Here is a 21,921-nt window from a genome sequence, read left to right as displayed (position 1 = left end):
GCGATTGCGTATATTTCCATAAATTTGCTGAAATGACAATAAAAAAGCCGAGAAACATTCAATTCTATGTTTCTACAGCTTCTTTTTTATTTATATTCTTTTTTATAGCGGTCAGCTTCTGCGTCATTAGCCCAGACATAGTGACCAGGACGGATCTCAACCATGCTAGGTTGATCCACTGAGTAGTCATGCTGCTCTGGATCGTAAACCTTTAAGACCTTTTTACGCTCCAAAATTGGGTCTGGAATTGGCACAGCAGACAAAAGGGATTGCGTATAAGGGTGGATAGGGTTGTTAAACAACTCTTCCGTCTCTGCAACCTCGACGATAACCCCTTTATAGATAACAGCGATTCGATCTGAAATAAAACGAACTACCGATAGGTCATGGGCGATAAAGAGATAGGTCAAGCCAAGTTCTTTTTGGAATTTTTTCAAAAGATTCAAGACTTGCGCACGGACGGAAACGTCCAAGGCAGAGATTGGCTCGTCCGCAATAACGAAATCTGGCTCCATGACTAAGGCACGAGCAATCCCAATCCGCTGACGTTGACCACCAGAAAATTCGTGGGGATAGCGTGTCAAATGCTCAGCTAAAAGACCAACTTCACGAATGATATTCTTAACCTTTTGCTGACGGTCTTCTTCATTTTCAAAAAGATGATAGTTATAAAGACCTTCTGAAATGATATAGTCAACCGTAGCACGCTCATTCAAGCTAGCAGCTGGATCTTGGAAAATCATCTGAATCTTACGGATCAATTCAGCTTCCTCAGCTTTAGATTGCTTCCCGTTGATCTTTTTACCTTCGTATAAAATCTCACCTGCACTAGTATCGTTCAAGCCGATGATAGCACGGCCGATGGTTGTCTTACCAGAACCAGATTCACCTACTAGGGAAAAAGTTTCTCCTTTATTGATAAAGAAATTCGCATTTTTTACAGCAACAAATTTCTTACTTCCTTCGCCGAAGGAAATTTCTAAATCTTTAATTTCAACTAATTTTTCAGTCATTTCCTTCCTCCTAAGCTTCTAAGTGATTGAAGCCCATTTTTGAACGAATTTTATCATGAAGGTTTTCGATAATAGCTGGCTTCTCAACTCTTGGTGCATCTTCGTGCAAGAGCCAGGTCTTAGCCCAATGCGTATCGGAAACCTGAAAGGCAGGAGCCTTTTCTTCGAAATCGATAGCCATTGCATAGTCCGAACGAAGTGCAAAAGCATCCCCTTTAATGCTAGTATATAGCGATGGTGGTGTACCTGGGATCGAGTAAAGTTCACCATTTGCTTCAGCTAACTGAGGCAAGCTAGATAGCAGGCTCCATGTATATGGATGCTTTGGATCGTAGAAGATTTCTTCAACTGTTCCATATTCAACGATTTCGCCAGCATACATAACCGCCACTTTATCAGCAATACTTGCTACAACACCAAGGTCGTGGGTGATAAAGACAGTCGTGAAATGGTATTCTGCCTGCAATGACTTAAGCAAGTCAATAATTTGGGCTTGAATCGTCACATCGAGGGCCGTTGTTGGCTCATCACAGATCAGAATATCTGGACGACAAGCCAAGGCGATCGCGATAACAATCCGTTGGCGCATCCCACCAGAATATTGGAAGGGATACTCTTCAAAACGTTTTTCAGCGTCTGGAATTCCAACTTTAGTCATGTAGTCGATTGCCATTTCTTTGGCTTCTTTGCTTGTTTTTCCTTGGTGTTTTATGATAACTTCGGTAATTTGACTTCCGATTGTATTAATCGGATCTAGACTAGTCATCGGATCTTGGAAAATAGTCGCAATTTTAGCACCACGAATGGGTTCCCAGTCCTTGTTGCTCTTTAGGGCAGTCAAATCGGTTCCTCGGTAATCAATCGTTCCTTGAGCTACACGGCCATTTTCTTCCAACATTCCAGTAAATGTTTTTGTCAAAACAGATTTACCAGAGCCAGATTCTCCAACCAGAGCTAGAACTTCACCTTCAACTAGGTCAAGGGAAACGCCTCGAATGGCAGTCAATACTCTGTCACGAACGTCAAATTCCACGACAATATCGCGAGCAGTCAATATTACATTTTTATTTTTTGTCATATTTACTCCTATCTATGTGTCCGTGGATCACTTGCATCAGCTAAGTTTTGACCAACTACGAAGAAGGACAGGGATACCAAGATCAGGGTTGTCAATGGAATCCAGAAAAGGTAAGCGTTGGTTGTTACGTTTTGTGAATAGTCGGAAATCAAGCGTCCCAAACTTGGTACTGTTACAGGAAGACCAAGCCCAAAGAAGGATAGGAATGCCTCGTAAGAGATAAAGTTTGGAAGCATTTGAGAAGTTGTCGTCACAATAACAGATACCAACTGGGGCATGATATTCTTGGTCACAATCTTATATGTTGGAGTTCCCAAGGTACGCGATGCCAAGTTATACTCCAAATCACGATAACGCATAATTTGAATACGGATCGTATAAGCAATCCCTACCCAGCCAGTGATGGTCATGGCGAAGATCAAGTTCCAGAAACCAGCACCGATAGAGTAAGTCAAGACAATGACAATCAAGAGTGCTGGAATATTTGAAATAACATTGTAGACTTCCATCATGACACGGTCAACCGCTTTGGAAATTCCCCAGATAGCACCAATAATAATTCCGATAATCAGGTTAATGAGTGTTGCAATAATGGAAATCAAGATAGAATTCCGCGCACCAAACCAAACACCGTCAAACAAAGATTTACCATTACTGTCTGTTCCAAACCAGTGTTCAGCATTTGGTTTGATATAACGCATACTAAAGTCATTTACCTTGCTGACATCATTGAAATCGAAATTCGAGAACATTGGATAAATGAAACTCATCAAAACGATGGCAACCAGAATTCCTAACATGATCGTCGTTGATTTCTTTTTCAAGAACTGACGCATAACGGAGCGCCAGTATGAATAAGCTGGAGCATCAATCGTTTCAGAGGCAAAATCGTCACGTTTGACAAATTGGAATTTACTTTTATCAATTGTAGCCATTATTTACCTCCTTTAGATGTTAATTTAATACGTGGGTCAAGCATTGTCATCAAGATATCACCAACTAAGAGGGCAAAAATTGAAAGACAGGTGAAAATGAATACAAGACCAACCACCATTGAGTTATTTGATGCCTTAACGGAATCAATCAGCATTTTACCCATACCAGGAAAGGCAAAGACAGTTTCTGTCAGGGTCGCACCTGCAATAACACCAACGATAGAAGCTGGAATACTAGACACCAATGGCACCATAGCATTTTTGAAAATGTGCTTGTTCGAAATTTCTTTCTCAGAAAGACCTTTGGCACGAGCAAAGCGAACAAAGTCTTGGGATTGTAAGTCAATCATATAACGACGAATCCAGACCGCTGTCACAGGTGCGCTCAGAAGTCCAAGAATCAAGGATGGCAGAACATACGAACGCCAGTCGCCCGCTCCCAAAATTGGGAAGGAATCTGGAAGTCCAATAGCTGAACCAGCCAAACGAACAATATAAACAAGAGCGATGGTTGGCAGTGACATCATGAAGGTCAAGGCACCTGTTGAAATACTATCAAACCAAGTATTCTTCAAGCGAGCCATATAAGAACCAAGCGGAACAGCAATCAAATAAGAAAGCGCCACACCAATCAGACCAATAATAGATGAGCTTACAATCATCGATGGGTTTTGATAGTTATTCTTGGTTGCAGTGTAAGCATCTCCCTTGCCATATTTAGCAATATCCTGCGAGTCTGCCTTACTTGGAGTCTTGTAGGTACGAGAATAAATATCTACAGCAGAAGTTTTCTTACCTGTTGGGAATTGAACTTCTGATGATTTTGTTTGTCCTTGTCCTTGGGAAATAACTTGCAATACAGGCGTATTCGCATAAGTAGGATAAGAATTTCCTAGGTTCAAACTAACAAAGTTTTGGTGAACAAATGGGAATTGGCCATTGAAATATAGAAGATATTTATGACGAGTACCAGAACCTACGACTGACCAACCAATGGCCGGGTCATTTTCGATACGGATATAGCGCTTAAGATTTGGATTTTCCTCATCTTGAATCACATTTGGATGATCAATCTGAATCAGATTAGCATAGAACTCAAGTACGCGCTCGTAAACTGGAACTTCACGAACAGCATAGAATTCTTTGCTTTCTTTGAATTGATACAATTTCCAACCTTTGCCAAGTTTTTCAACGTAGGCTTCGTAGATTTTTTTATTCTCATCGGTTGCCTCAGTAGTTACAGATTTATTTTCCTTCTTGGCTTTTTCCTGCAACTCTTTTGTATCATAATAATCAATATAACCCATCCGTTCATAGACTGTATTTTCATAGTTTGTCTTTTTATCTTCGGTTGTGGCTATCTTATTATAGTTCGGGTCTTGTTTGAAAATCAATCTTCTCGGAACCATTGTATAAATAATGGTATAGGTCAAGGTCGTTACCAAGAAAATCGACACAATTGAGCGTAAAATACGCATAAAAATGTATTTCTTCATTTATCGTTTCCTTTAAATTTCAAAAGAACTTTCTCTCGTTATTAGAGAAAGTTCTAGTGAACGATTTATTCTACATGACTTTCGAGATCTTTTTGTGCTTTCGCATTTGACTCTTCTTTTTCTTTCAGCCATTTCTTACGAGCTGCTTCGTAGTCTTTCTTCGTTACTACTTCATCTTTCACTTTAATACGTTTGAAGTAAGTAGAACTTGTCTTATTACCAGTTTGGGCATAAGCGCCTGAGAACGGCTCGACACGTGAGATAAATGGTGCTGCTCCTTGGTTTGCCATCAATGGAACAATAATAGAGTTATCTGTCAACCAAGCCTGAGCTGCTGCATATTTTTCGTAACGAGTAGCAACATCTGAAGTCTCTTTACCAGCTTCATCTACCAAGCGGTCATATTCATCTAAACCAACTTGCTTAGCTGCAGCATTATCTGCTCCTTCAAAGCCAAGGTAGGTTTTTGTTGTTTCAGCTGCTGAAGTTTTCAGAATGTCTGTGTATGTTGATGGATCTTGATAGTCAGGACCCCAGCTAACGAGGATTGAAATATCCCAATCTTCAGCGGCAGCATTTGGTGCGTAGTAAGTAATATTGAAGAGGTCATCTTCTGACATTTGTTGGATATCTACCACCACATTTTCAGATCCCAAAGCCTTTTCAACAGATTGCTTAAGGGATTGAGCACGGTTGATCAATGGTTTCGATGTTTGAGAAACTGGAAGATCTAGATGGATTGGGAATTCAACTCCCTCTGCTTGCAAGGCAGCTTTTGCTTTTGCAAACTCTGCTTTTGCCTTCTCAGCATTATAGAGTCCGTCTTGACCATCCTCAAGTTTAACACCTTTCCATTCGTCGCCCAATGTAGCCACTTTTTCTTCGACTAGATCGCCAAAAGACTTATCACCGGCTTGAACAAAGGTTGGCGGTACAAAAGTATTGCGAACAGCGTAAGGAGCACCTTCTTCACCATTAACTTGTGCTGAATAAGACTTACGGTCGATAGCAAAGTTCAAGGCTTGACGGAAGTCTTTGTTTAGAATTGCTTTCTTAGTAGCAGACTTCTGAGCATCTGTTGTTTTACTTGTGTGGTTGTAAGCTTGGCGGTCAAGGTTGATACTCATCACATTTACAGTAGCAGCTGGTGCAGTAAAGTAGATGTTGTCCTTAAAGTCTTTTTCTACTCCAGCATAGTTTGAGCTGGTAGGGTAGAGACGAGCTACTGTGTAGGCGCCGTCTTTAAAGTTACGAGCAAGGGCATCTTGGTCTTGTCCATCAAAGTAAGACAACTTGATAGTATCGACATGAACATTTTTCTTATCCCAGTAGTTTTCATTTTTTTGATACTCAACAGCAGACTTAGCAGTGATAGACTTCATCAAGAATGGTCCATTGTAAAGGATAGAAGATGGGTCAGTAGATTGACCGAATTTGTCCCCTTGTTTCTTAAGGAAATCTGCGTTAACTGGCCAAAGAACTTGTGAAGTTGTTTTTGAATTCCACTGTGGTTCAGGTTGGTTCAGAGTATATTGGAGAGTGTGGTCATCAACTGCTTTGACACCGACAGTAGAGAAGTCAGTTGTCTTACCAGTCACATAGTCATCCAAGCCTTTTACAGATTGTTGAACAAGGTATAGGGCTTCAGATTTCTTGTCGGCAGCATGCTTGAGACCAGTCACAAAGTCCTGAGCTGTCACATCGCCGTATTCTTCACCTTCTGAAGTGTACCATTTAGCATCTTTACGGATTTTATAAGTATAAGTCAAACCATCTTTAGAAACAGTCCAAGACTCTGCAATAGACGGTACAAAATTACCATATTGGTCATTTTCCAACAAACCGTCCACACCGTTTGTCACGAGGTCAACTGTTGAAGCTTTACCAGATGTCACATAGTCCAATGTTTCTGGATCAGCAACATAGACATAATTATAAGCTTTAGATGCGCTGTTTCCTTTTGATGAACCAGAACAAGCAGCTAAAACGCCTACTGAAAGAAGGCTAACCCCAGCTAAAGCTAATACTTTGCTTTTTTTCATACGAATTCTCCAATTTTGTTTTTTAGGTTTACTTAGGATTATAGCACAAGAAAGGAAAAAAGTAAACTAAATTTTCTGAATATTATGGTAGACATGCAATGACTCTACTCTATTACTCGGGTTCATTTTCTACTGCTATTCTAAGAAAAACTTAGCAAGTCTATAGACTTATTTAATAGAAGGGTAGTATAGTCCGGATCATCCTTGAGTTCTTTGATGGAAGTCTGAACCAACTCCAAATCATCTGTAATCATCCCATCCACTCCTAAGCGAAAAGATTTGACGATGCTATCCTCATCATTAATGGTCCAGTCATAGAGACGTTTGTCGGATTGCCAGAGTTTATTGACAAAATTTTCATCCAAGGTTGAATACTCCATGGTGTAGCCAGAAGCCTTAGTTCGTGGAAAGATTGTATTATAAGGCAGGATAAAGAAACTGGGGATAGAGGAGTCATATTTGACAACCTGATCGATAACTTGGTAGTCTAAAGACTGAATCTGGTGTTGATAAACCTTGATTTTGGCACCATACTTGCTCAAGAATCGCTCCATCATATCCTTGGAGTCTTTCTTGCTGGTCTTGATTTCTATCAAGAGGCGCTGGCCAAGTTGATTGGCACGAGTAAAGTAATCGTCAAAACTAGAAATCTTAGCTCGATAGCCATTTTCTGAAATCACTAGCGAAGTTAGTTCGGCCAAGGTTAAGTCTTGAGGTTGGGCATCCAGACCTGCCAACTGCTTCAGGTTTGCATCATGCATCATAACAAATTGCCCATCCTTGGTTTCCTGTACATCCATTTCTACTAGGTCAGGCTTGAGCAAGGCTGTTTTTTCCAATGCTTCTACGGTATTTTGGATTCCATTTTCCCTCGAAACCCCTCTATGGGAAATCGTAATCGGAACGTTCTCCAAAGGGAAATTTAGATAGACATAACCTTCTAATGCAAAGCTTAAGCTGGCAATAGTCAGAACAAACCAACGCATTAGAGACAGGCCTTTTTTCGTCGGATAGTCATTTAAGGTACGATCTGTCAGGAAGGAGACAAATTTGAGAAGGAAATAGGACAACATAGCATAGTAGGCAAACTTAATCAGGACAAAAGCTACAATACCGCTAAAGAGGACAACCTCATTTGGTTGAGTGTTCGCGTATCGCTGTCCCAGTATAGCTGGAGCTGAGAGAAAAGTATAAAGCAGAAAGCTTTTGATAATAATCCAAAAAAGATGCCTAGTGTAAAAGAAAAGGCGGTTCTTGGTCTTGGCCAGACTAAAGCGAATTGCCTGAGGAACTGTTGCGTGCTCAAAAAAGAGCTGTGGTAGGGCAAACATTAGTCGCACTGCCACTAGAAGCATGCCGACCACAAGAAGCCCCATGAAAACAGCGAACACAATATTATTTGCCAAATAGGTGACAATAAAATCCGGAACCAAAATTTTATTGAGATAGTAGATTTTCATAATTTGGCGCAAAAAAGGAAAGAGAAAGCCCATATAAAGTACGATAAAGAGCATTTTCCCTGGACCAGCCTTCTTGACAATAGCAAAACTATCCCTAAATGTTTTTCCAAGAAAAGCGAATACTGGTCGATTTTCTTTATCCAAGAGATTGCGAATCCCCATGAAAATCATGCCGCTCTGGAAATAGGCGACAAAGAGATTGACCACAACAAGGACTAGAAAGCCTAGACCGACTAGCCAGTTGGAACTGAGGACTGCCCAGACATTGTTGTAAGACAAAAAAAGATATCCTGTCTGTTTGAGTAGGTATTCTGCTGCGTAGGAATTAAAGGGGATCCATGCATACTCCATCATCATGAAGACCATGAAAAAGAGAACTAGGATCTTGTCTAAATTATGATAAAAGCGCTTAAAGCTAAGTTTTTCTGGTTTCATCTTATTCTTCTTTCAAAAATTTAGGCGAAACAGGGTAGTCAAGTTACAGTGGCTACAGTGAGTCCGCTCCTGTTATTGCCATCTTGGCACCACCCCTTCTTTGAAAAATAAATCCCAGCTTTTCAACTGAGATTTTCTTTCTTATTTACCAAATAAACGGGCGAAAAATCCTTTGTTTTCCTGCTTTTGTACCTTCTCCTTGGCTTCATCCAGCTCCAAAAGAAGGGTTTCCCGCTCGCTCATAGCCTTGGCTGTCAACTGCTGCTGCTGGTCTAGCTGCTTATCTTTTTCAGCAATCTGCACGTCCTTGACACGGAGTTGTTCGTCTTTCTTAGCCAGCTGGTTATCTTTAGCCTTGAGTTGCTCATAAAGACGCAAAATCTCAGCATTTTTTTCATCCACTAAGATTTCCATTAACTCGCGCTGTTTGACTTCTTCGCTAACTGGCTCATCTTCGAAAATGGTCTTTTTATAAATTTCTTCTAGCTTAATCAGGCCACTGCGGGTCACGACTGTGACCCCTTTTTCATTTTTTTCTGTATCTTCTGGCGGCAGAGCCTTGACACGATTATTGATTGCCTGACGGCTGACTCCTAAAATCTCGGCCAGCTCGCTGACTGTCTTTTCAATTGCCATAATTTCCTCTGAAACTTTTTCTAGATATAGTTACCTAAATCTTATCATATCAAGGCTTAACTGTCAAATAAAGCAAAAAAGTGAAGCAATATATTGCTCCACTTTCCTGGTTTTCTATAGTTCAACTTGAAAGATTTCCAAGCTCTGCATTTCTTCTTCTGTCAAGCGCCGCCATTGGCCCAGTTCCAGACTTGGATCAAGCTGGAGAGGCCCCATAGACAAGCGTTGAAGGTCGGTGACTTCCTTCCCACACGCTAGAACCATCCGCTTCACCTGATGAAACTTGCCTTCTGAGAGCGTGATACGGACCAGACTAGTCTTCGCTCCTTCATTTCTTTCGATAATTTCGAGCTGTGCAGGCTGACAAGTGAAGTCTTTAAGCTCGATTCCTTGAGCAAAACGCTCAACATCTGCCTGATCCATCAGACCGGCAACATGAGCCTGATAAACCTTAGCCACATGGCGCTTGGGAGACAGCATAGCATGCGATAGCTGACCATTATTGGTCAAAAGTAGAAGGCCATGCGTATCCACATCTAACCGCCCCACAGGAAAGACTTCTTTTTGACGGGCAGTATCGTCCAATAAATCTAAAACCGTTTTATGGCGGTCATCTTCAGTTGCAGAAATGACACCCTTAGGTTTATTTAAGAGATAATAGACAAATTTCTCATAAACAAGGGGCTGACCATCCACCACAATCTGATCTGACCGCTCATCAATCTGTGTCTTGGCCGACGTGACCGCTGCCCCATTGACCCAGACTTGACCTTTTTTCAATAGTTGCCTGACTTGACTGCGCGAGCCAAGTCCACTTTCCACTAAAAATTTATCCAGACGCATATCTCCTCCTAAGCAGACTTTTTCTTGAGAATTCCGAATGCCAGCACTGCCATTAAAACCATCAGACTTCCCAAAACGCCAAAAATAAAGGAAGCTTGACTTGAAAATTGACTAATCAAGGACAAAAAGAAAGTTGTAGCGGTAGCTCCAGCACTGCAGCCTAAAATCACAATCGAGGTTGCTTGATTCAAGGATTTGCTAGGGATTCTCTCTGAAAGAATATGAAAAATCGCTGTCAGACTGACACTATAAACAAAGCCAGAAGCGATGGTAACCACACTCAAGAGCAAGAGATTTGGTGCTAGGCCAATCATGATCGAAGTAAGGCCAAAGGCCACTCCTGCAACTGTCAATAGATTTTCCTTGAAATAATGAAGAAGAGGTGCAAAGGACAAGCCTGCGGCAATACCAATCAACTGCATAGTTGAAAGAATCAAACCTGCTGTCTGAACATTCCCCATACCAGACTTTTCAACCAGTCCGGGCACGCGCACGTTGATGACCACATTCGTCAAGACAATCACCGCTGCTACTAGGGCTAGGCCGATTGTCAGAAACCACTGTGCAGCTGTCAGACCCTTTCCTTCCTGATGAGCCTCATGATGCTTCTCCTCCTTGCCATAGGGAACAAAGAGCAGGTAGAGGGCTAGAACGATCAAACCCGACGCATAGACCAAGAAAGAAATTTCCCAGCCAAAGCGAAGCAACTGGCTCACTCCAAGCGTCAGGAGGGCTGTCCCAACAACTTCAGCCGATCCACGCAGACCTAAGGTCTGAATCCGTTCCTTGCCCTCATAACGCTCACTGATAATCGAGATGGCCTTAGCATTGAGCAAACCAACTCCCATACCAAAGATCAGGCGCGAGGCAAAAATCACCCAATATTCCTTATTCACGAGAGGAACAAAGCCGCAAAGAGCGAAAATCAAGAGCCCTGTCACAATCATCTTTCGTTCCGATAAATATTTCTCCACTAGGCCATTTAAAACTAGCATGAGCATAATCCCAGCCGATGGGAGAGAAATCAGCAGTTCAATCCAGCTTTCCGGCAGGTCTTTATAAAAAGCAAACATAGCCGATTGGGCACTGGAAATCGAAAAGGAGGTCGTCAACACTAAAGAAAGTGAGAGAATACTCACTTTTTCCATAAACTTTTTCATTCTATTTTCCTTTAAAAATCACACTCATTCTATCATACAGCTTTTTAGAAAAAGACGCAATCATCTTTTCTTGAAAAATTAGCCATTAAAAAGAGTATTCTTTCGAAAAATTTCTCCTCTGATAAAAGGACAAGCCCTTTCTTTATTTCTGGCGGGATTTGTGTTATGATGAAAGAAAGAAAAAGGAGAGAATCATGTCTGTTAGTGAAAAAAAATCGGTTATGGATAAATTAACCAAGGCAGCTCATTTGATTGATATGAGCGATATTATTCGCGAGGGAAATCCTACCTTGCGTGCGGTGGCTGAGGAAGTCAGCTTTCCCCTATCTGATCAGGAAATCATTTTAGGTGAGAAAATGATGCAGTTTTTGAAACATTCTCAAGATCCTGTCATGGCTGAAAAAATGGGGCTCCGTGGCGGAGTTGGTCTAGCAGCGCCTCAGCTGGATATTTCTAAGCGGATTATCGCTGTGCTAGTGCCAAATCTGGAGGACGAAGAAGGAAATCCGCCTAAAGAAGCCTACTCCCTAGCTCAGGTCATGTACAATCCTAAAGTTGTTGCCCACTCTGTGCAAGATGCTGCTCTGGCTGATGGAGAAGGCTGCCTATCCGCTGACCGAGAGGTACCAGGCTATGTTGTGCGTCATGCACGAGTGACCGTGGATTACTTTGACAAGGACGGTCAAAAACACCGCATCAAACTCAAAGGCTACAATTCTATCGTGGTTCAACACGAGATCGACCACATCAACGGCATCATGTTTTACGATCGTATCAATGAAAAAGATCCATTCGCAGTGAAAGACGGCATGCTGGTACTGGAATAAACGATCATATATTGCAATCAAAAATACCTAGACGTTTTCACGTCTAGGTATTTCTTTTACACTATTCTAAGTACCTCGATCCCAGAAAAGAGCCAAAAGGATCACAGCGCCCAAGACTGAGGGAAGAATAGCTGTGTCCGCTAACATTGGTCCCCAGTGGCCGAAAAGCAATTGCCCAAGCCATGAACCAAACCAGCCCAAGAGGATTTTTCCGATACAGCCCATACGTTCCCCGCGGCTGGTGATAGCCCCAGCCATGAGACCAATAATAAAACCGACAAACATACTACCAATCATATAGGATCCTTCTTTCTATGTTTCTAAGAATACTTTTCAAGAAACAGGTGGGAGCTGTCAGATTAAAAGTGCCCGTCAAAACAACTTAAAATCTTAGATTGCCCAATCTCCATTACGGAAGAGTGGTACGCGTGTTCCATCCTCACGGATACCATCGATATCCATTTGATTAGAGCCAATCATAAAGTCCACGTGAACATCTGAACGGTTGAGGCCCGCAGCTTCAAGCTCTTCTTCGCTCATCTCTGCTCCGCCAACCACACTAGTCGCATAGGCTGCTCCGATAGCCAAGTGGTTTGAAGCATTCTCATCGAAAAGGGTGTTAAAGAAGGTAATACCTGACTGAGAAATCGGGCTTGGATCTGGTACCAAGGCACATTCACCCAAGGCACGCGCACCCGCATTTTCAAAGACAAGGTCTTTCATGACCTGGTCCCCTTTCTCAGCAGTAATGTCCACAATCTGGCCATCCTTAAAGGTTACCTTAATACCTTCGATGATATTTCCGTTATAGCTAAGCGGTTTTGTAGAGGTTACATAACCATCTGCACGACGGAAGTCAGGCGCTGTAAAGACTTCTTCTGTCGGCATATTTGGCAAGAATCCTTCGCCCTGTGCGTTGATGGCACCAGCTGATTCCCAGACGTGGTTCTTTGGCAAGCCAAGTGTCAAATCTGTCCCCGGCGCTGTGTAGTGAAGGGCTGAGTATTGTTCTTTATTGAGCATTTCTGCCTTGCTCTTGAGGATGGCCGCATGCTCTTCCCAAGCCTTAACGGGATCTTCTTCGTAAACACGGCAAGTTTTGAAGATTTGATCCCAAAGGAGATCGACTGCTTCTTCGTCGCTCGCAGCATTTGGAAAGACCTTCTTAGCCCACTCAAGTCCAGCTGCCGCTGCTACAGTCCAGCTGACCTTGTTGGATTGAGTTGCGATCCGCATTGGCTTCATCGCAAGTCCCATCGCTTTAGCAGAAGCTGAAAGCTTGTCCGCATCCACTCCGTTCAAGGCACCTGGGTCAGATGAGCGAACCCCAAGACGGCTGGCTTTGTTCTCCAAGAGATAGTTCATCTCAGCAATCTTGTATTCTGGCACATTATCCAAACGATCCATTGGTGCGTGGAGGAATTTCTCACGGTTGATCACATCATCTGTCCACTGAACGATAACCTCATGCGCACCCAAGGCATAGGCCTCCTTGACAATCAAGTGAGCCAACTCACGCTGCTCCACATCAATATTGAGCACCACCGTATGACCTGGCTGCACGTTGATACCATTGGCAACCAAGAGTTTAGCGTATTTTTCTAAGTTTTCTTTAAAATTTGGTAAAACCATTTTGTTTTCTCTTTTCTTTCGTTATTTCTCTTTAAACAGGGACAGCAGACTAATCGCTGCCACCGTACCGCAAATCAAAGCGGTCATTTTCAAAATCGTATCTGGGTCAAACTCCAGCTGGTAATCAAACACCTTTTGCGCAGGCTTATCCTGAGCGGAAATGGTAAGTTTCATAAAAACCTCTTTCTATATTTTAGAAAAACTCATCAAACAAACTCAACTGGTTATCCTCTGGCATATTACCCAGAATGCCCATGTCGTCCATTTTTTCAACTAGGGTGCTAGAGAGACCGCCACGCTTGCGGAGCTCCGTCTTAGAAAGGAATTCACCTTCTTCCCGCGCTCTAACTAATTGGCGGGCAACGTTATCACCCAGACCGTCCATGGTAGAGAAAGGCGGGATAAGGGTATCTCCTTCGATGAGAAACTCGGTCGCGTGGCTCTTGTAAAGATCTAGCTTGCCGAATTTGAAGCCCCGCTCCAGCATTTCATTGACGATTTCCAGAGTCGTATAAAGGTCAATTTCTACATTGGAAGCTTCGTTGTTCTTGCGCTTTTCAGCGATTTCGCTCATCCGGCGTTTGACGGCATCAAGGCCACCACTCATAGTCTTGATATCAAAGGCCTTAGCCCGGATGGAGAAATAAGCACAATAGTAATAAATCGGATGATGCACCTTGAAGTAGGCTACCCGCAGGGCCATCATAACGTAGGCTGCTGCATGGGCCTTGGGAAACATGTACTTGATCTTTCCACAGGACTCAATGTACCATTCTGGCACATTATTTTCCTTCATAGCTGCGATGTAGCTGTTACGCTCTTCTTCAGAAATCTTCAGCCAAAGGCCCTTCCGCACGCGCTCCATGATCGTAAAGGCAATCTTAGGATCCAAGCCTTTGTGCATGAGGTAAACCATGATGTCGTCCCGACAGCCGATAACGGTGGACAGGTCAGCAATCCCTTGCTTGATCAAGTCTTGAGCATTGCCCAGCCAAACGTCCGTACCATGAGAGAGACCAGATAGCTGTAAGAGCTCAGCAAAGGTCGTCGGATGGGTCTCATCAACCATGCCCCGTACAAAATTGGTCCCAAACTCCGGAATCCCCAGCATACCAGTCGGCGTACCGATTTGCTCCTGAGTCACCCCCAAAATGTCTGTTCCAGAAAAGAGGGCCATGACACCGGCATCATCCATAGGAATGTCATTTGGATCAATGCCAGACAAGTCCTGAAGCTTCCGAATCATGGTCGGATCATCGTGTCCCAGAACGTCTAGCTTGAGAACATTTTCATCAATATCATGGAAGTTGAAGTGGGTGGTCTGCCACTCGGCCGTCACATCGTCAGCTGGATATTGGACCGGTGTAAAGTCATAAACATCCATGTAGTTAGGGATTACAACGATTCCGCCCGGGTGTTGTCCAGTCGTCCGCTTGACTCCAGCGGCTCCCTGCGCCAAACGCTCAACTTCGGCGTCTCGGTAGAACTTCCCATAGTCGCGCTCGTAGCCCTTGACAAATCCATAAGCCGTCTTAGCCGCAACGGTACCAACGGTTCCAGCCCGAAATGCATACTCCTCACCAAAAATATCACGCACATCCAAGTGAGCGCTAGGCTGATCTTCCCCCGAGAAGTTCAAATCAATATCAGGTACCTTGTCCCCGTCAAATCCAAGGAAGGTCTCAAAAGGAATATCCTGACCATTCTTGCTCAGCTTGTGACCACATTCTGGACAGTCCTTATCCGGCATATCAAAGCCAGAACCATAAGATCCATCCGTGATGAACTCGCTGTATTGACATTTGCCACAGACATAGTGGGGTGACAGAGGATTAACTTCGGTAATCCCAATCATGGTCGCGACAAAGCTGGATCCGACAGACCCCCGTGAACCTACCAGATAACCCCGCTCATTGGATCGTTGCACCAGCATCTGAGAAGCCAGATAAATCACGGCAAAACCATTCCCCAAGATAGAAGTCAGCTCTTTTTCAATCCGCAAGTCTACGATATCTGGCAGCGGATTGCCATAAATCTCAAAGGCCTTTTGATAGGTCAGCTCGGCAACTGTCTCCTCGGCCTTGTCAATGAAAGGTGTATAGAGGTCACCCTTGACTACCTCGACCGGCTCAAAGGTTTCCGCCAGCTGATTCGGATTGGTGATGACCAGCTTCTTAGCCAAGTCCTCACCCAAGAATGCAAATTCGTCCAGCATCTCATTGGTGGTCCGGAAGTGAGCCTTAGGAAGCGGAGCTGGCTGGGCATTTTCACCGTGGCCAATAGTCCGGTTAATCATGGCTCCCTGACCCAGACTGCGGACGATAATCTCCCGATAGATTTCTTCTTCCGGCTCAATATAGTGGACATTCCCCGTCGCAAGGACAGGCTTGCCCAAGCGATCGCCGACCTCAATCAGATTGCGAATAATGGTCTGCAGTTCTTCCTGGTCCTTGATCTGCTCCTTGGCAATCAGCGGCTCATAGATAGCTGGTGGCATGACCTCGATAAAGTCATAATACTTGGCCACTTCGACAGCCGCATCCACCCCCTGAGAGACAACGGCATCATAGACTTCACCTTCTGAACAGGCTGAGCCTAAAATCAGTCCTTCACGATGGGCATCCAGCACGGTCCGTGGGATCCGCGGGACACCTTCAAAATATTTAGTATTGGACAGACTGACTAGTTTGAAAATATTCTTGAGCCCCGTCTGATTTTTCACATAAATGGTCGCATGTTTGACCCGAGCCTTCTTGTAGGAATTCTCATCGACCAGATCCGTATTCAAATCCTTGAGATTGGTCACACCATGCTTTTCAGCCACATCCTTGATAAAGATAAAGAGGAGGCGGCCCGTCGCTTCCGCGTCATAGTTAGCCATGTGGTGGTGCTCCAGAGCAATCTGGAAACGCTTGGTCAAAGGCCCTAGACCATGACGCTTGTATTCTGGATAGAGATTGCGGGCAAATTCCAGCGTGTCAATGACCGGCTGGGTAATTTTCGGCAGGCCATGACGCTCATAATTGACATTCATAAAGCCCACGTCAAAGGTGGCATTATGGGCAACGAGGACACTGTCCTGGCAAAATTCCTGAAACTCTTTCAGCACTTGCTCTAGCGGTTTGGCATTGCGGACATGCTCATCTGTAATCCCAGTCAAGTCCGTAGTAAAGGCCGACAGGGGATGCCCAGGATTGATAAACTCATCAAACTCAGCGATGATATTGCCCTTGTGCATCTTGCTGGCAGCAACTTGAATCAAGTCATTGTAAACCGCTGAAAGGCCTGTCGTTTCCACGTCAAAGACTACATAGGTCGCATCGCTCATCTCCATGTCCACTTCATTGTAGACGATGGGCACCCGGTCTTCTACAATATTGGCCTCCATACCGTAAATCAGCTGGATACCAGCTTTCTTGGCAGCCTTGTAGCCATGGGGAAAACTCTGCACATTGCCATGGTCGGTAATAGCGACAGCCTTGTGGCCCCACTTGGCCGCTGTTGCAACAATTTTCTCTACCTCAGGCAGGGCATCCATAGTAGACATATTGGTATGGGCGTGAAACTCAACCCGCTTCTGCCCCTCAGGCATCAAGTCTTTGCGCTCATAGTGGGTAACTTCCTGGACATCCTGCACATTCATGGTCAGGTCGCGGGTGAAATTGTTCATCTCCACATTTCCCCGCACGCGCAGCCAGGCGCCTTTCTTAATCATGTCAAACTTCTTGGCTTCTTCTTCGTTTTTCATCCATTTCTGTAAGGAGAAGCTGGAGGTATAGTCTGTCATCTTGAAGTTGAGCAAGACCCGGCCTGTCCGAGTGACCTTCTGCTCTAAGTCAAAGACCATTCCCTCGAAGACCAGACGATTTTCCTCAGTCTGAACTTCAATCATAGGAGTAATCTCTGCCTTATCCAGATTTGGTTTAGCCGCAGCCTTGCGAGCTTGGAAGTCATAGACTGGCTTTTCCTCTGGCGGCGGCGCCATCTGCTGCAGGGATTCCATGGCTTTTAGTGCTTCTTCATTGGCCGCCTGGACAATCTTATCATTCTCCGCCTGGAAATTCTCTGCTTGCTGCTGGGTCAGCTCATCGCTGTGCTGAACCTGACAGGTCAGATGTGGAAAGCCGTACTTGACCAGCTGACGACTGAGATTGGGCAGGTGATTCTTACGAAAATGCTCCGTATCAATGGTCGAAGCCCCCTCAATCAGCAGCTTGTCCCCATCCAAATGGACCCGCAAATCCTGATACAGGCTCTTGAAGCCATGACTGGCACATGGACCTTCCTCGAAGGCCAGCCGGTAATAAGCCTGTAAGAGCTCATCCGACACCTGAGGAGTCTGACAATGAATTTCAAAAACAGCTTGATTACCTGTCTTAGAAAACTCTTGAGCTAAGCGCTTCTGCAATTCCCGAAAAATCTCAATGGGCAGGATATTCGCAAAAGAAAAATGAAACTCCCAGACCCGACTAACCTTATGGACCAGAACTTTCTCAATTTCAGCATTCAAAAAGGCCTCTGAATTTCTCATTTCCAGTGGCATATCCAGTTGATGCATTAAAATTTCAAACTTGTTTGACATGACATTTCCTCGTACAGTAGTGACCCTATTTTACCATAAATCAGCACTTTTTTCGATAGAAAAAGAGCGGAGTAAAGTTGTTGACGTCTATATATTTATATGTTTTCTTGTCTTAAAACTAAGTTATGATATAATAGAAAAAACATTTATCAAAAGGAGTCTTAACTGTGAAGAAAATTTTACTAGCTAGCGCCTGTCTGCTGGCTTTGACTGCCTGCAGCATGCCTAAGCAAACTAAGCACGAAAACAAACCCAACCAAAGTCAGAGCCAAAGCAAGCCAAAAAAAGAAGAGAAAGTAAAAACTAAGACTTTTGCTTACAACATGCCTAACGGATACAATAATAAAATTGTCGCTTATTATCAAAAAGATAAGATTCGAGCCTTCGATTTTATGGCTACGAAACCGACTCAAGAGGACGAACAAAGTAAGAGTCCTGAAGAAATCAGCAACATTTATCAAGAAGAATTAAAAGCTGGTGACTTTTATGATAAATTCAGCAAGTTAGATGGAGTCACACTTGAAGTCAAAGTTTCAGAGGACAAGAAAACCGTTGCACAAGTTGCCCACTTTGATCTCAGCAAAGCAAAAGAAAAACAAGTCATGGCTGCTTTAGGGGAAACAACTAAAGATAACCTATTCAAAAAACTTAAGGAAAAGCCCGAAGATTTCTTTGCTTTTCTGCTATCTCAAGGATTCACAGAAGAATGAAATCTTTTCTGACTTATTTTTTACTTTAGAAACTATCCTGTCTTGCTAGCCAAGTCCTTAGTTCACCAGCAAGAAAAAACGTAGAAAAAATTTTTTAGAGCAAGCTATTGGCTTTCACTTCTCCAATAGCATGATTTTCAAGGAGCTTTTATGCGCTTAACTAAAAAAACTGTTTTTATTGGTATCGCTTCTCTTCTTATTTTGGGCTTAGCTGCATGGGGAGTAAATGTATTTCTCGTTATGAACAACGCTCAGAAAAGTTTTGATAAAAATTTTATTCACTTTCAAGCTAAAAGTGATGACAACGAAACTTTTATTACACAAGGCATTGGAAAAAAAGAAGCTTATAATCTATCCTACTCTCCTGTTAAGAAGACCATTGAAATAAGCAAATCGACTAAAAATGGAGATATCTATGCTTCCGATTCCATTTACGGAGCAGCAAAAGTCTATGATATAAAACAAAACGCTAATCGCTATGTCTTTATAACAGCTACAAAACCAATAATCGTTGACTTTGGAATAACTTCAGTCAAGGTAACTTATGACGGAGGTCATTTTGAAACTCCATACTCTGAGCTGCATTTTGGTGAAACTTTCCCTAGTGAAGACAACTAGATAGGAAGTATTCCAGATCGTCAAACTTTATTTATGAACTAACCAAGCTAATAAGCTATGGTTAGTTTTTGTTTGCAAAAAAAGCGGTTGAAACCGCTTTTTATCTCAATACTGCTTCCGCCAGCGCTTTTTGGATGGCAATGACACTTTTATCACTTCGGAAGGTTAAGGTTTCGGCTGGTTCCTCAGCACTGGAAACCCAGATTTTCAGCTCAGCGTCTAGGTCAAAGTGGCCAGCCGTTTCCACTGAAAAACGAGAAATGGAGCGATAAGGATAAGACTTATAAGCCGTTTTCTTACCTGTCACTCCCTGCTTGTCCACCAAAATCAAGCGCTTATCTGTAAAGACAATCAAGTCACGAATAAGACTGAAAGCCAACTCCACATTTTCTGCTGGCGTCAGAATATTCTCCAATTCTCTTTCTGTTTTTTCAATATCTTTCTGAGAAGCATTGCCCAATAAACCACTGAATAATCCCATCATTCATTCCTCCAATCCATTTTTCCCTACTATAGCATTTTCAGGTCCAATAAGCAAAAGAAAACTGCCAGACAAAACTGGCAGTTGTTTTTATTTTGTCAAAATAGACAGAGTTTCTAGCAGATTATCAGCATGGACTTCAATGGTATCACCCGTAGCCTTAATCTTGACTTCGACGATGCCTTCTGCGGCTTTCTTACCAACTGTCACACGGATTGGGAGACCAATCAAATCGCTGTCGCTAAATTTAACACCCGCACGCTCATTGCGATCATCCACCAAGACTTCATAACCAGCGTTTAACAAGTTAGCCTCGATTTGGTCAGTCAGAGCAAGAGCTTCCTCATCCTTGACATTGACCGGAATCAGGTGAACGTCAAATGGTGCCAGTTCTTTAGGGAAGTTGATACCCCAAGCATAGCGGAATTCACCCTTAGGAGTTTTATTGACAAAGAGACGAGCGTGTTGCTCCATAACAGCAGAGAGGAGACGGCTGACACCGATACCATAGCAGCCCATAATCATCGGCACTGCACGGCCATTTTCGTCCAAGACATTGGCATTCATACTGTCAGAGTAGCGTGTTCCCAGCTTGAAGATGTGCCCAATCTCGATCCCACGAGCAAACTTGAGGATACCTTGACCGTCTGGAGACACTTCACCTTCACGAACTTCGCGGATATCCACATATTCAGGGCTAAAATCACGGCCTGGATTAACACCAGTCAGGTGGTAGCCATCTTCATTGGCTCCTGCTACAGCGTTAGAAAGGTCTTGGACTCTACGGTCTGCGATAATGGTCACATCTTCTGGCAGATTGACTGGGCCTAGTGAGCCAAAGCCTGCGCCCAAGATCTGACGAACATCCTCTTCACTAGCGACTTCAAAGAAATCAGCTCCCAGATGATTTTTCAGCTTGACTTCGTTGAGTTGGTCATTGCCGACAAGGAGGGCTACGACAGGCTTTTCATCAGCCATGTAAACCAAGGTCTTAATTGTTTCTTCTGTATCAACTTGTAGGAAAGCTGCTACCTCATCAATGGTCTTGCAGTCAGGAGTTTCTACACGCACCAACTCTGCTTCAGTCACTACTTTTTTGTTTGGTTTGTAAGCATTGGTTGCCATTTCTAGGTTGGCTGCATAGCTAGACTCGCTAGAGTAGGCAATGGTATCTTCCCCAGAAACCATCCATTTAAGCAATTCTGCCTTGATTTCTTCTTGTACTTCTGCAGGAATTTCATCAAACGAGGCAACTGACTTATCCAAAACGACCCAACGGTCAAGATCTGTACGAGCAGGTGTGATTGCCATAAATTCTTGGCTGTCCTTACCACCCATGGCACCACCGTCACCGATAATGGCTTTGAAATCTAGCTCGCTGCGAGTGAAGATTTTCTCATAGGCTGATTTGTACTCATCATAAGTTACATCCAAACTATCATAGTTGGCATGGAAACTATAACCGTCTTTCATGATAAACTCACGAGTACGAAGAAGGCCGTTACGTGGACGTTTTTCGTCGCGGTACTTAGGTTGGATTTGATAGAGATTGAGTGGCAATTGCTTGTAAGATTTAACAGAATCACGGACAATGGAAGTGAAGGTCTCTTCGTGTGTCGGACCTAAGATAAAGTCTGATTTTTCGCGATTTTTCAGCTTGTAGAGGTCTTCACCGTAGGTCTCGTAACGACCTGACTCGCGCCAGAGATCTGCACTAAGCAGGGCAGGCGCCAGCATTTCAACTGCACCAATCTTATCAAACTCTTCCCGCATGATTTTTTTAGCTTTTTCAATAACACGGTTAGCCAGTGGCAGGTAAGAGTAAACTCCCGCAGAAACTTGGCGAACATAGCCAGCCCGCAACATAAGGGCGTGGCTGATAACCTGAGCATCGCTTGGCATTTCGCGCAGCGTTGGGATTAGCATTTTACTTTGTTTCATAAAAACAAAACTCCTTCATAGAATATTTTTCA

Annotated in this window: 18 protein-coding genes; 3 read left to right on the top strand and 15 right to left on the bottom strand. The window is 43.5% G+C overall.

Features of this window, described 5'->3' with window-relative positions:
* Positions 1-86 precede the first annotated feature (86 nt).
* The 9 genes from HBA50_RS02625 to HBA50_RS02585 all read right to left on the bottom strand — a co-directional run bounded on the left by HBA50_RS02625 (position 87) and on the right by HBA50_RS02585 (position 11,098).
* Positions 87-1,013, bottom strand: coding sequence for an ATP-binding cassette domain-containing protein (locus HBA50_RS02625; RefSeq protein ID WP_045500894.1), 927 nt, complete (start codon positions 1,011-1,013; stop codon positions 87-89).
* Positions 1,014-1,023: 10 nt separating this feature from the next.
* The gene (locus HBA50_RS02620) at positions 1,024-2,091 is read right to left on the bottom strand and encodes an ABC transporter ATP-binding protein (RefSeq protein ID WP_005591881.1); all 1,068 of its coding nucleotides are present in this window, start codon (positions 2,089-2,091) and stop codon (positions 1,024-1,026) included.
* 8 nt (positions 2,092-2,099) lie between these two features.
* Positions 2,100-3,026, bottom strand: coding sequence for an oligopeptide ABC transporter permease OppC (oppC, locus tag HBA50_RS02615; RefSeq protein WP_045500891.1), 927 nt, complete (start codon positions 3,024-3,026; stop codon positions 2,100-2,102).
* Complete coding sequence (locus tag HBA50_RS02610) at positions 3,026-4,522, bottom strand: ABC transporter permease (protein WP_045500889.1); 1,497 nt, start codon at positions 4,520-4,522, stop codon at positions 3,026-3,028. The genes oppC and HBA50_RS02610 overlap by 1 nt, the downstream gene beginning before the upstream one ends.
* 65 nt (positions 4,523-4,587) lie before the next feature.
* Complete coding sequence (locus HBA50_RS02605; RefSeq protein ID WP_045500887.1) at positions 4,588-6,564, bottom strand: peptide ABC transporter substrate-binding protein; 1,977 nt, start codon at positions 6,562-6,564, stop codon at positions 4,588-4,590.
* A gap of 140 nt (positions 6,565-6,704) precedes the next feature.
* Entirely contained in the window at positions 6,705-8,459 is a 1,755-nt protein-coding gene (locus HBA50_RS02600) for a glycerophosphodiester phosphodiesterase (RefSeq protein ID WP_045500885.1), read from the bottom strand.
* Positions 8,460-8,600: 141 nt separating this feature from the next.
* Positions 8,601-9,095 carry a DUF536 domain-containing protein gene (locus HBA50_RS02595; protein WP_005591876.1) on the bottom strand — a complete coding sequence of 165 codons (495 nt, stop codon included), beginning with the start codon at positions 9,093-9,095 and terminating at the stop codon, positions 8,601-8,603.
* Positions 9,096-9,209: 114 nt separating this feature from the next.
* On the bottom strand, positions 9,210-9,938 hold the full coding sequence (locus HBA50_RS02590; protein WP_045500883.1) for a pseudouridine synthase: 729 nt from the start codon (positions 9,936-9,938) through the stop codon (positions 9,210-9,212).
* An 8-nt stretch (positions 9,939-9,946) separates the two neighbouring features.
* Entirely contained in the window at positions 9,947-11,098 is a 1,152-nt protein-coding gene (locus HBA50_RS02585) for an MFS transporter (protein ID WP_045500881.1), read from the bottom strand.
* 194 nt (positions 11,099-11,292) lie between these two features.
* On the opposite strand from HBA50_RS02585, the gene def reads away from it, so the two are divergent.
* Positions 11,293-11,925, top strand: a complete 633-nt coding sequence (gene def / locus HBA50_RS02580; RefSeq protein ID WP_045500879.1) for a peptide deformylase — start codon at positions 11,293-11,295, stop codon at positions 11,923-11,925.
* A 66-nt stretch (positions 11,926-11,991) separates the two neighbouring features.
* On the opposite strand, the gene HBA50_RS02575 is transcribed toward def, so the two are convergent.
* From HBA50_RS02575 to HBA50_RS02560, 4 genes are all read right to left on the bottom strand, one after another.
* Complete coding sequence (locus HBA50_RS02575) at positions 11,992-12,222, bottom strand: GlsB/YeaQ/YmgE family stress response membrane protein (protein ID WP_005591872.1); 231 nt, start codon at positions 12,220-12,222, stop codon at positions 11,992-11,994.
* A gap of 93 nt (positions 12,223-12,315) precedes the next feature.
* Positions 12,316-13,557, bottom strand: a complete 1,242-nt coding sequence (locus tag HBA50_RS02570) for an aminopeptidase (protein WP_045500877.1) — start codon at positions 13,555-13,557, stop codon at positions 12,316-12,318.
* 21 nt (positions 13,558-13,578) lie between these two features.
* On the bottom strand, positions 13,579-13,731 hold the full coding sequence (locus HBA50_RS02565; protein WP_045500875.1) for a hypothetical protein: 153 nt from the start codon (positions 13,729-13,731) through the stop codon (positions 13,579-13,581).
* A 19-nt stretch (positions 13,732-13,750) separates the two neighbouring features.
* Positions 13,751-18,139: a PolC-type DNA polymerase III gene (locus HBA50_RS02560; protein WP_045500873.1), complete on the bottom strand. Its 4,389-nt coding sequence runs from the start codon at positions 18,137-18,139 to the stop codon at positions 13,751-13,753.
* A gap of 167 nt (positions 18,140-18,306) precedes the next feature.
* On the opposite strand from HBA50_RS02560, the gene HBA50_RS02555 reads away from it, so the two are divergent.
* Positions 18,307-18,849: a hypothetical protein gene (locus HBA50_RS02555; RefSeq protein ID WP_045500872.1), complete on the top strand. Its 543-nt coding sequence runs from the start codon at positions 18,307-18,309 to the stop codon at positions 18,847-18,849.
* Between the two features lie 150 nt (positions 18,850-18,999).
* The gene (locus tag HBA50_RS02550; protein ID WP_045500869.1) at positions 19,000-19,467 is read left to right on the top strand and encodes a hypothetical protein; all 468 of its coding nucleotides are present in this window, start codon (positions 19,000-19,002) and stop codon (positions 19,465-19,467) included.
* A gap of 100 nt (positions 19,468-19,567) precedes the next feature.
* On the opposite strand, the gene HBA50_RS02545 is transcribed toward HBA50_RS02550, so the two are convergent.
* Together HBA50_RS02545 and HBA50_RS02540 are read right to left on the bottom strand one after the other, a co-directional pair.
* Positions 19,568-19,951, bottom strand: a complete 384-nt coding sequence (locus HBA50_RS02545) for a PH domain-containing protein (RefSeq protein ID WP_185760303.1) — start codon at positions 19,949-19,951, stop codon at positions 19,568-19,570.
* Between the two features lie 87 nt (positions 19,952-20,038).
* Positions 20,039-21,889, bottom strand: a complete 1,851-nt coding sequence (locus HBA50_RS02540) for a proline--tRNA ligase (protein WP_045500865.1) — start codon at positions 21,887-21,889, stop codon at positions 20,039-20,041.
* Between the last annotated feature and the right edge of the window lie 32 nt (positions 21,890-21,921).

Source organism: Streptococcus cristatus ATCC 51100, assembly GCF_011612585.1.
Classification (GTDB): domain Bacteria; phylum Bacillota; class Bacilli; order Lactobacillales; family Streptococcaceae; genus Streptococcus; species Streptococcus cristatus_H.
Note: the sequence above shows the minus strand (reverse complement) of the source record. Positions and strands in the feature narration are given on the sequence as shown.

Excerpts from the sequence above, each read along its gene's own strand:
- HBA50_RS02625 (WP_045500894.1), bottom strand. The coding sequence starts at position 1,013 with ATGACTGAAAAATTAGTTGAAATTAAAGATTTAGAAATTTCCTTCGGC.
- HBA50_RS02620 (WP_005591881.1), bottom strand. The coding sequence starts at position 2,091 with ATGACAAAAAATAAAAATGTAATATTGACTGCTCGCGATATTGTCGTG.
- oppC (WP_045500891.1), bottom strand. The coding sequence starts at position 3,026 with ATGGCTACAATTGATAAAAGTAAATTCCAATTTGTCAAACGTGACGAT.
- HBA50_RS02610 (WP_045500889.1), bottom strand. The coding sequence starts at position 4,522 with ATGAAGAAATACATTTTTATGCGTATTTTACGCTCAATTGTGTCGATT.
- HBA50_RS02605 (WP_045500887.1), bottom strand. The coding sequence starts at position 6,564 with ATGAAAAAAAGCAAAGTATTAGCTTTAGCTGGGGTTAGCCTTCTTTCA.
- HBA50_RS02600 (WP_045500885.1), bottom strand. The coding sequence starts at position 8,459 with ATGAAACCAGAAAAACTTAGCTTTAAGCGCTTTTATCATAATTTAGAC.
- HBA50_RS02595 (WP_005591876.1), bottom strand. The coding sequence starts at position 9,095 with ATGGCAATTGAAAAGACAGTCAGCGAGCTGGCCGAGATTTTAGGAGTC.
- HBA50_RS02590 (WP_045500883.1), bottom strand. The coding sequence starts at position 9,938 with ATGCGTCTGGATAAATTTTTAGTGGAAAGTGGACTTGGCTCGCGCAGT.
- HBA50_RS02585 (WP_045500881.1), bottom strand. The coding sequence starts at position 11,098 with ATGAAAAAGTTTATGGAAAAAGTGAGTATTCTCTCACTTTCTTTAGTG.
- def (WP_045500879.1), top strand. The coding sequence starts at position 11,293 with ATGTCTGTTAGTGAAAAAAAATCGGTTATGGATAAATTAACCAAGGCA.
- HBA50_RS02575 (WP_005591872.1), bottom strand. The coding sequence starts at position 12,222 with ATGATTGGTAGTATGTTTGTCGGTTTTATTATTGGTCTCATGGCTGGG.
- HBA50_RS02570 (WP_045500877.1), bottom strand. The coding sequence starts at position 13,557 with ATGGTTTTACCAAATTTTAAAGAAAACTTAGAAAAATACGCTAAACTC.
- HBA50_RS02565 (WP_045500875.1), bottom strand. The coding sequence starts at position 13,731 with ATGAAACTTACCATTTCCGCTCAGGATAAGCCTGCGCAAAAGGTGTTT.
- HBA50_RS02560 (WP_045500873.1), bottom strand. The coding sequence starts at position 18,139 with ATGTCAAACAAGTTTGAAATTTTAATGCATCAACTGGATATGCCACTG.
- HBA50_RS02550 (WP_045500869.1), top strand. The coding sequence starts at position 19,000 with ATGCGCTTAACTAAAAAAACTGTTTTTATTGGTATCGCTTCTCTTCTT.
- HBA50_RS02545 (WP_185760303.1), bottom strand. The coding sequence starts at position 19,951 with ATGATGGGATTATTCAGTGGTTTATTGGGCAATGCTTCTCAGAAAGAT.
- HBA50_RS02540 (WP_045500865.1), bottom strand. The coding sequence starts at position 21,889 with ATGAAACAAAGTAAAATGCTAATCCCAACGCTGCGCGAAATGCCAAGC.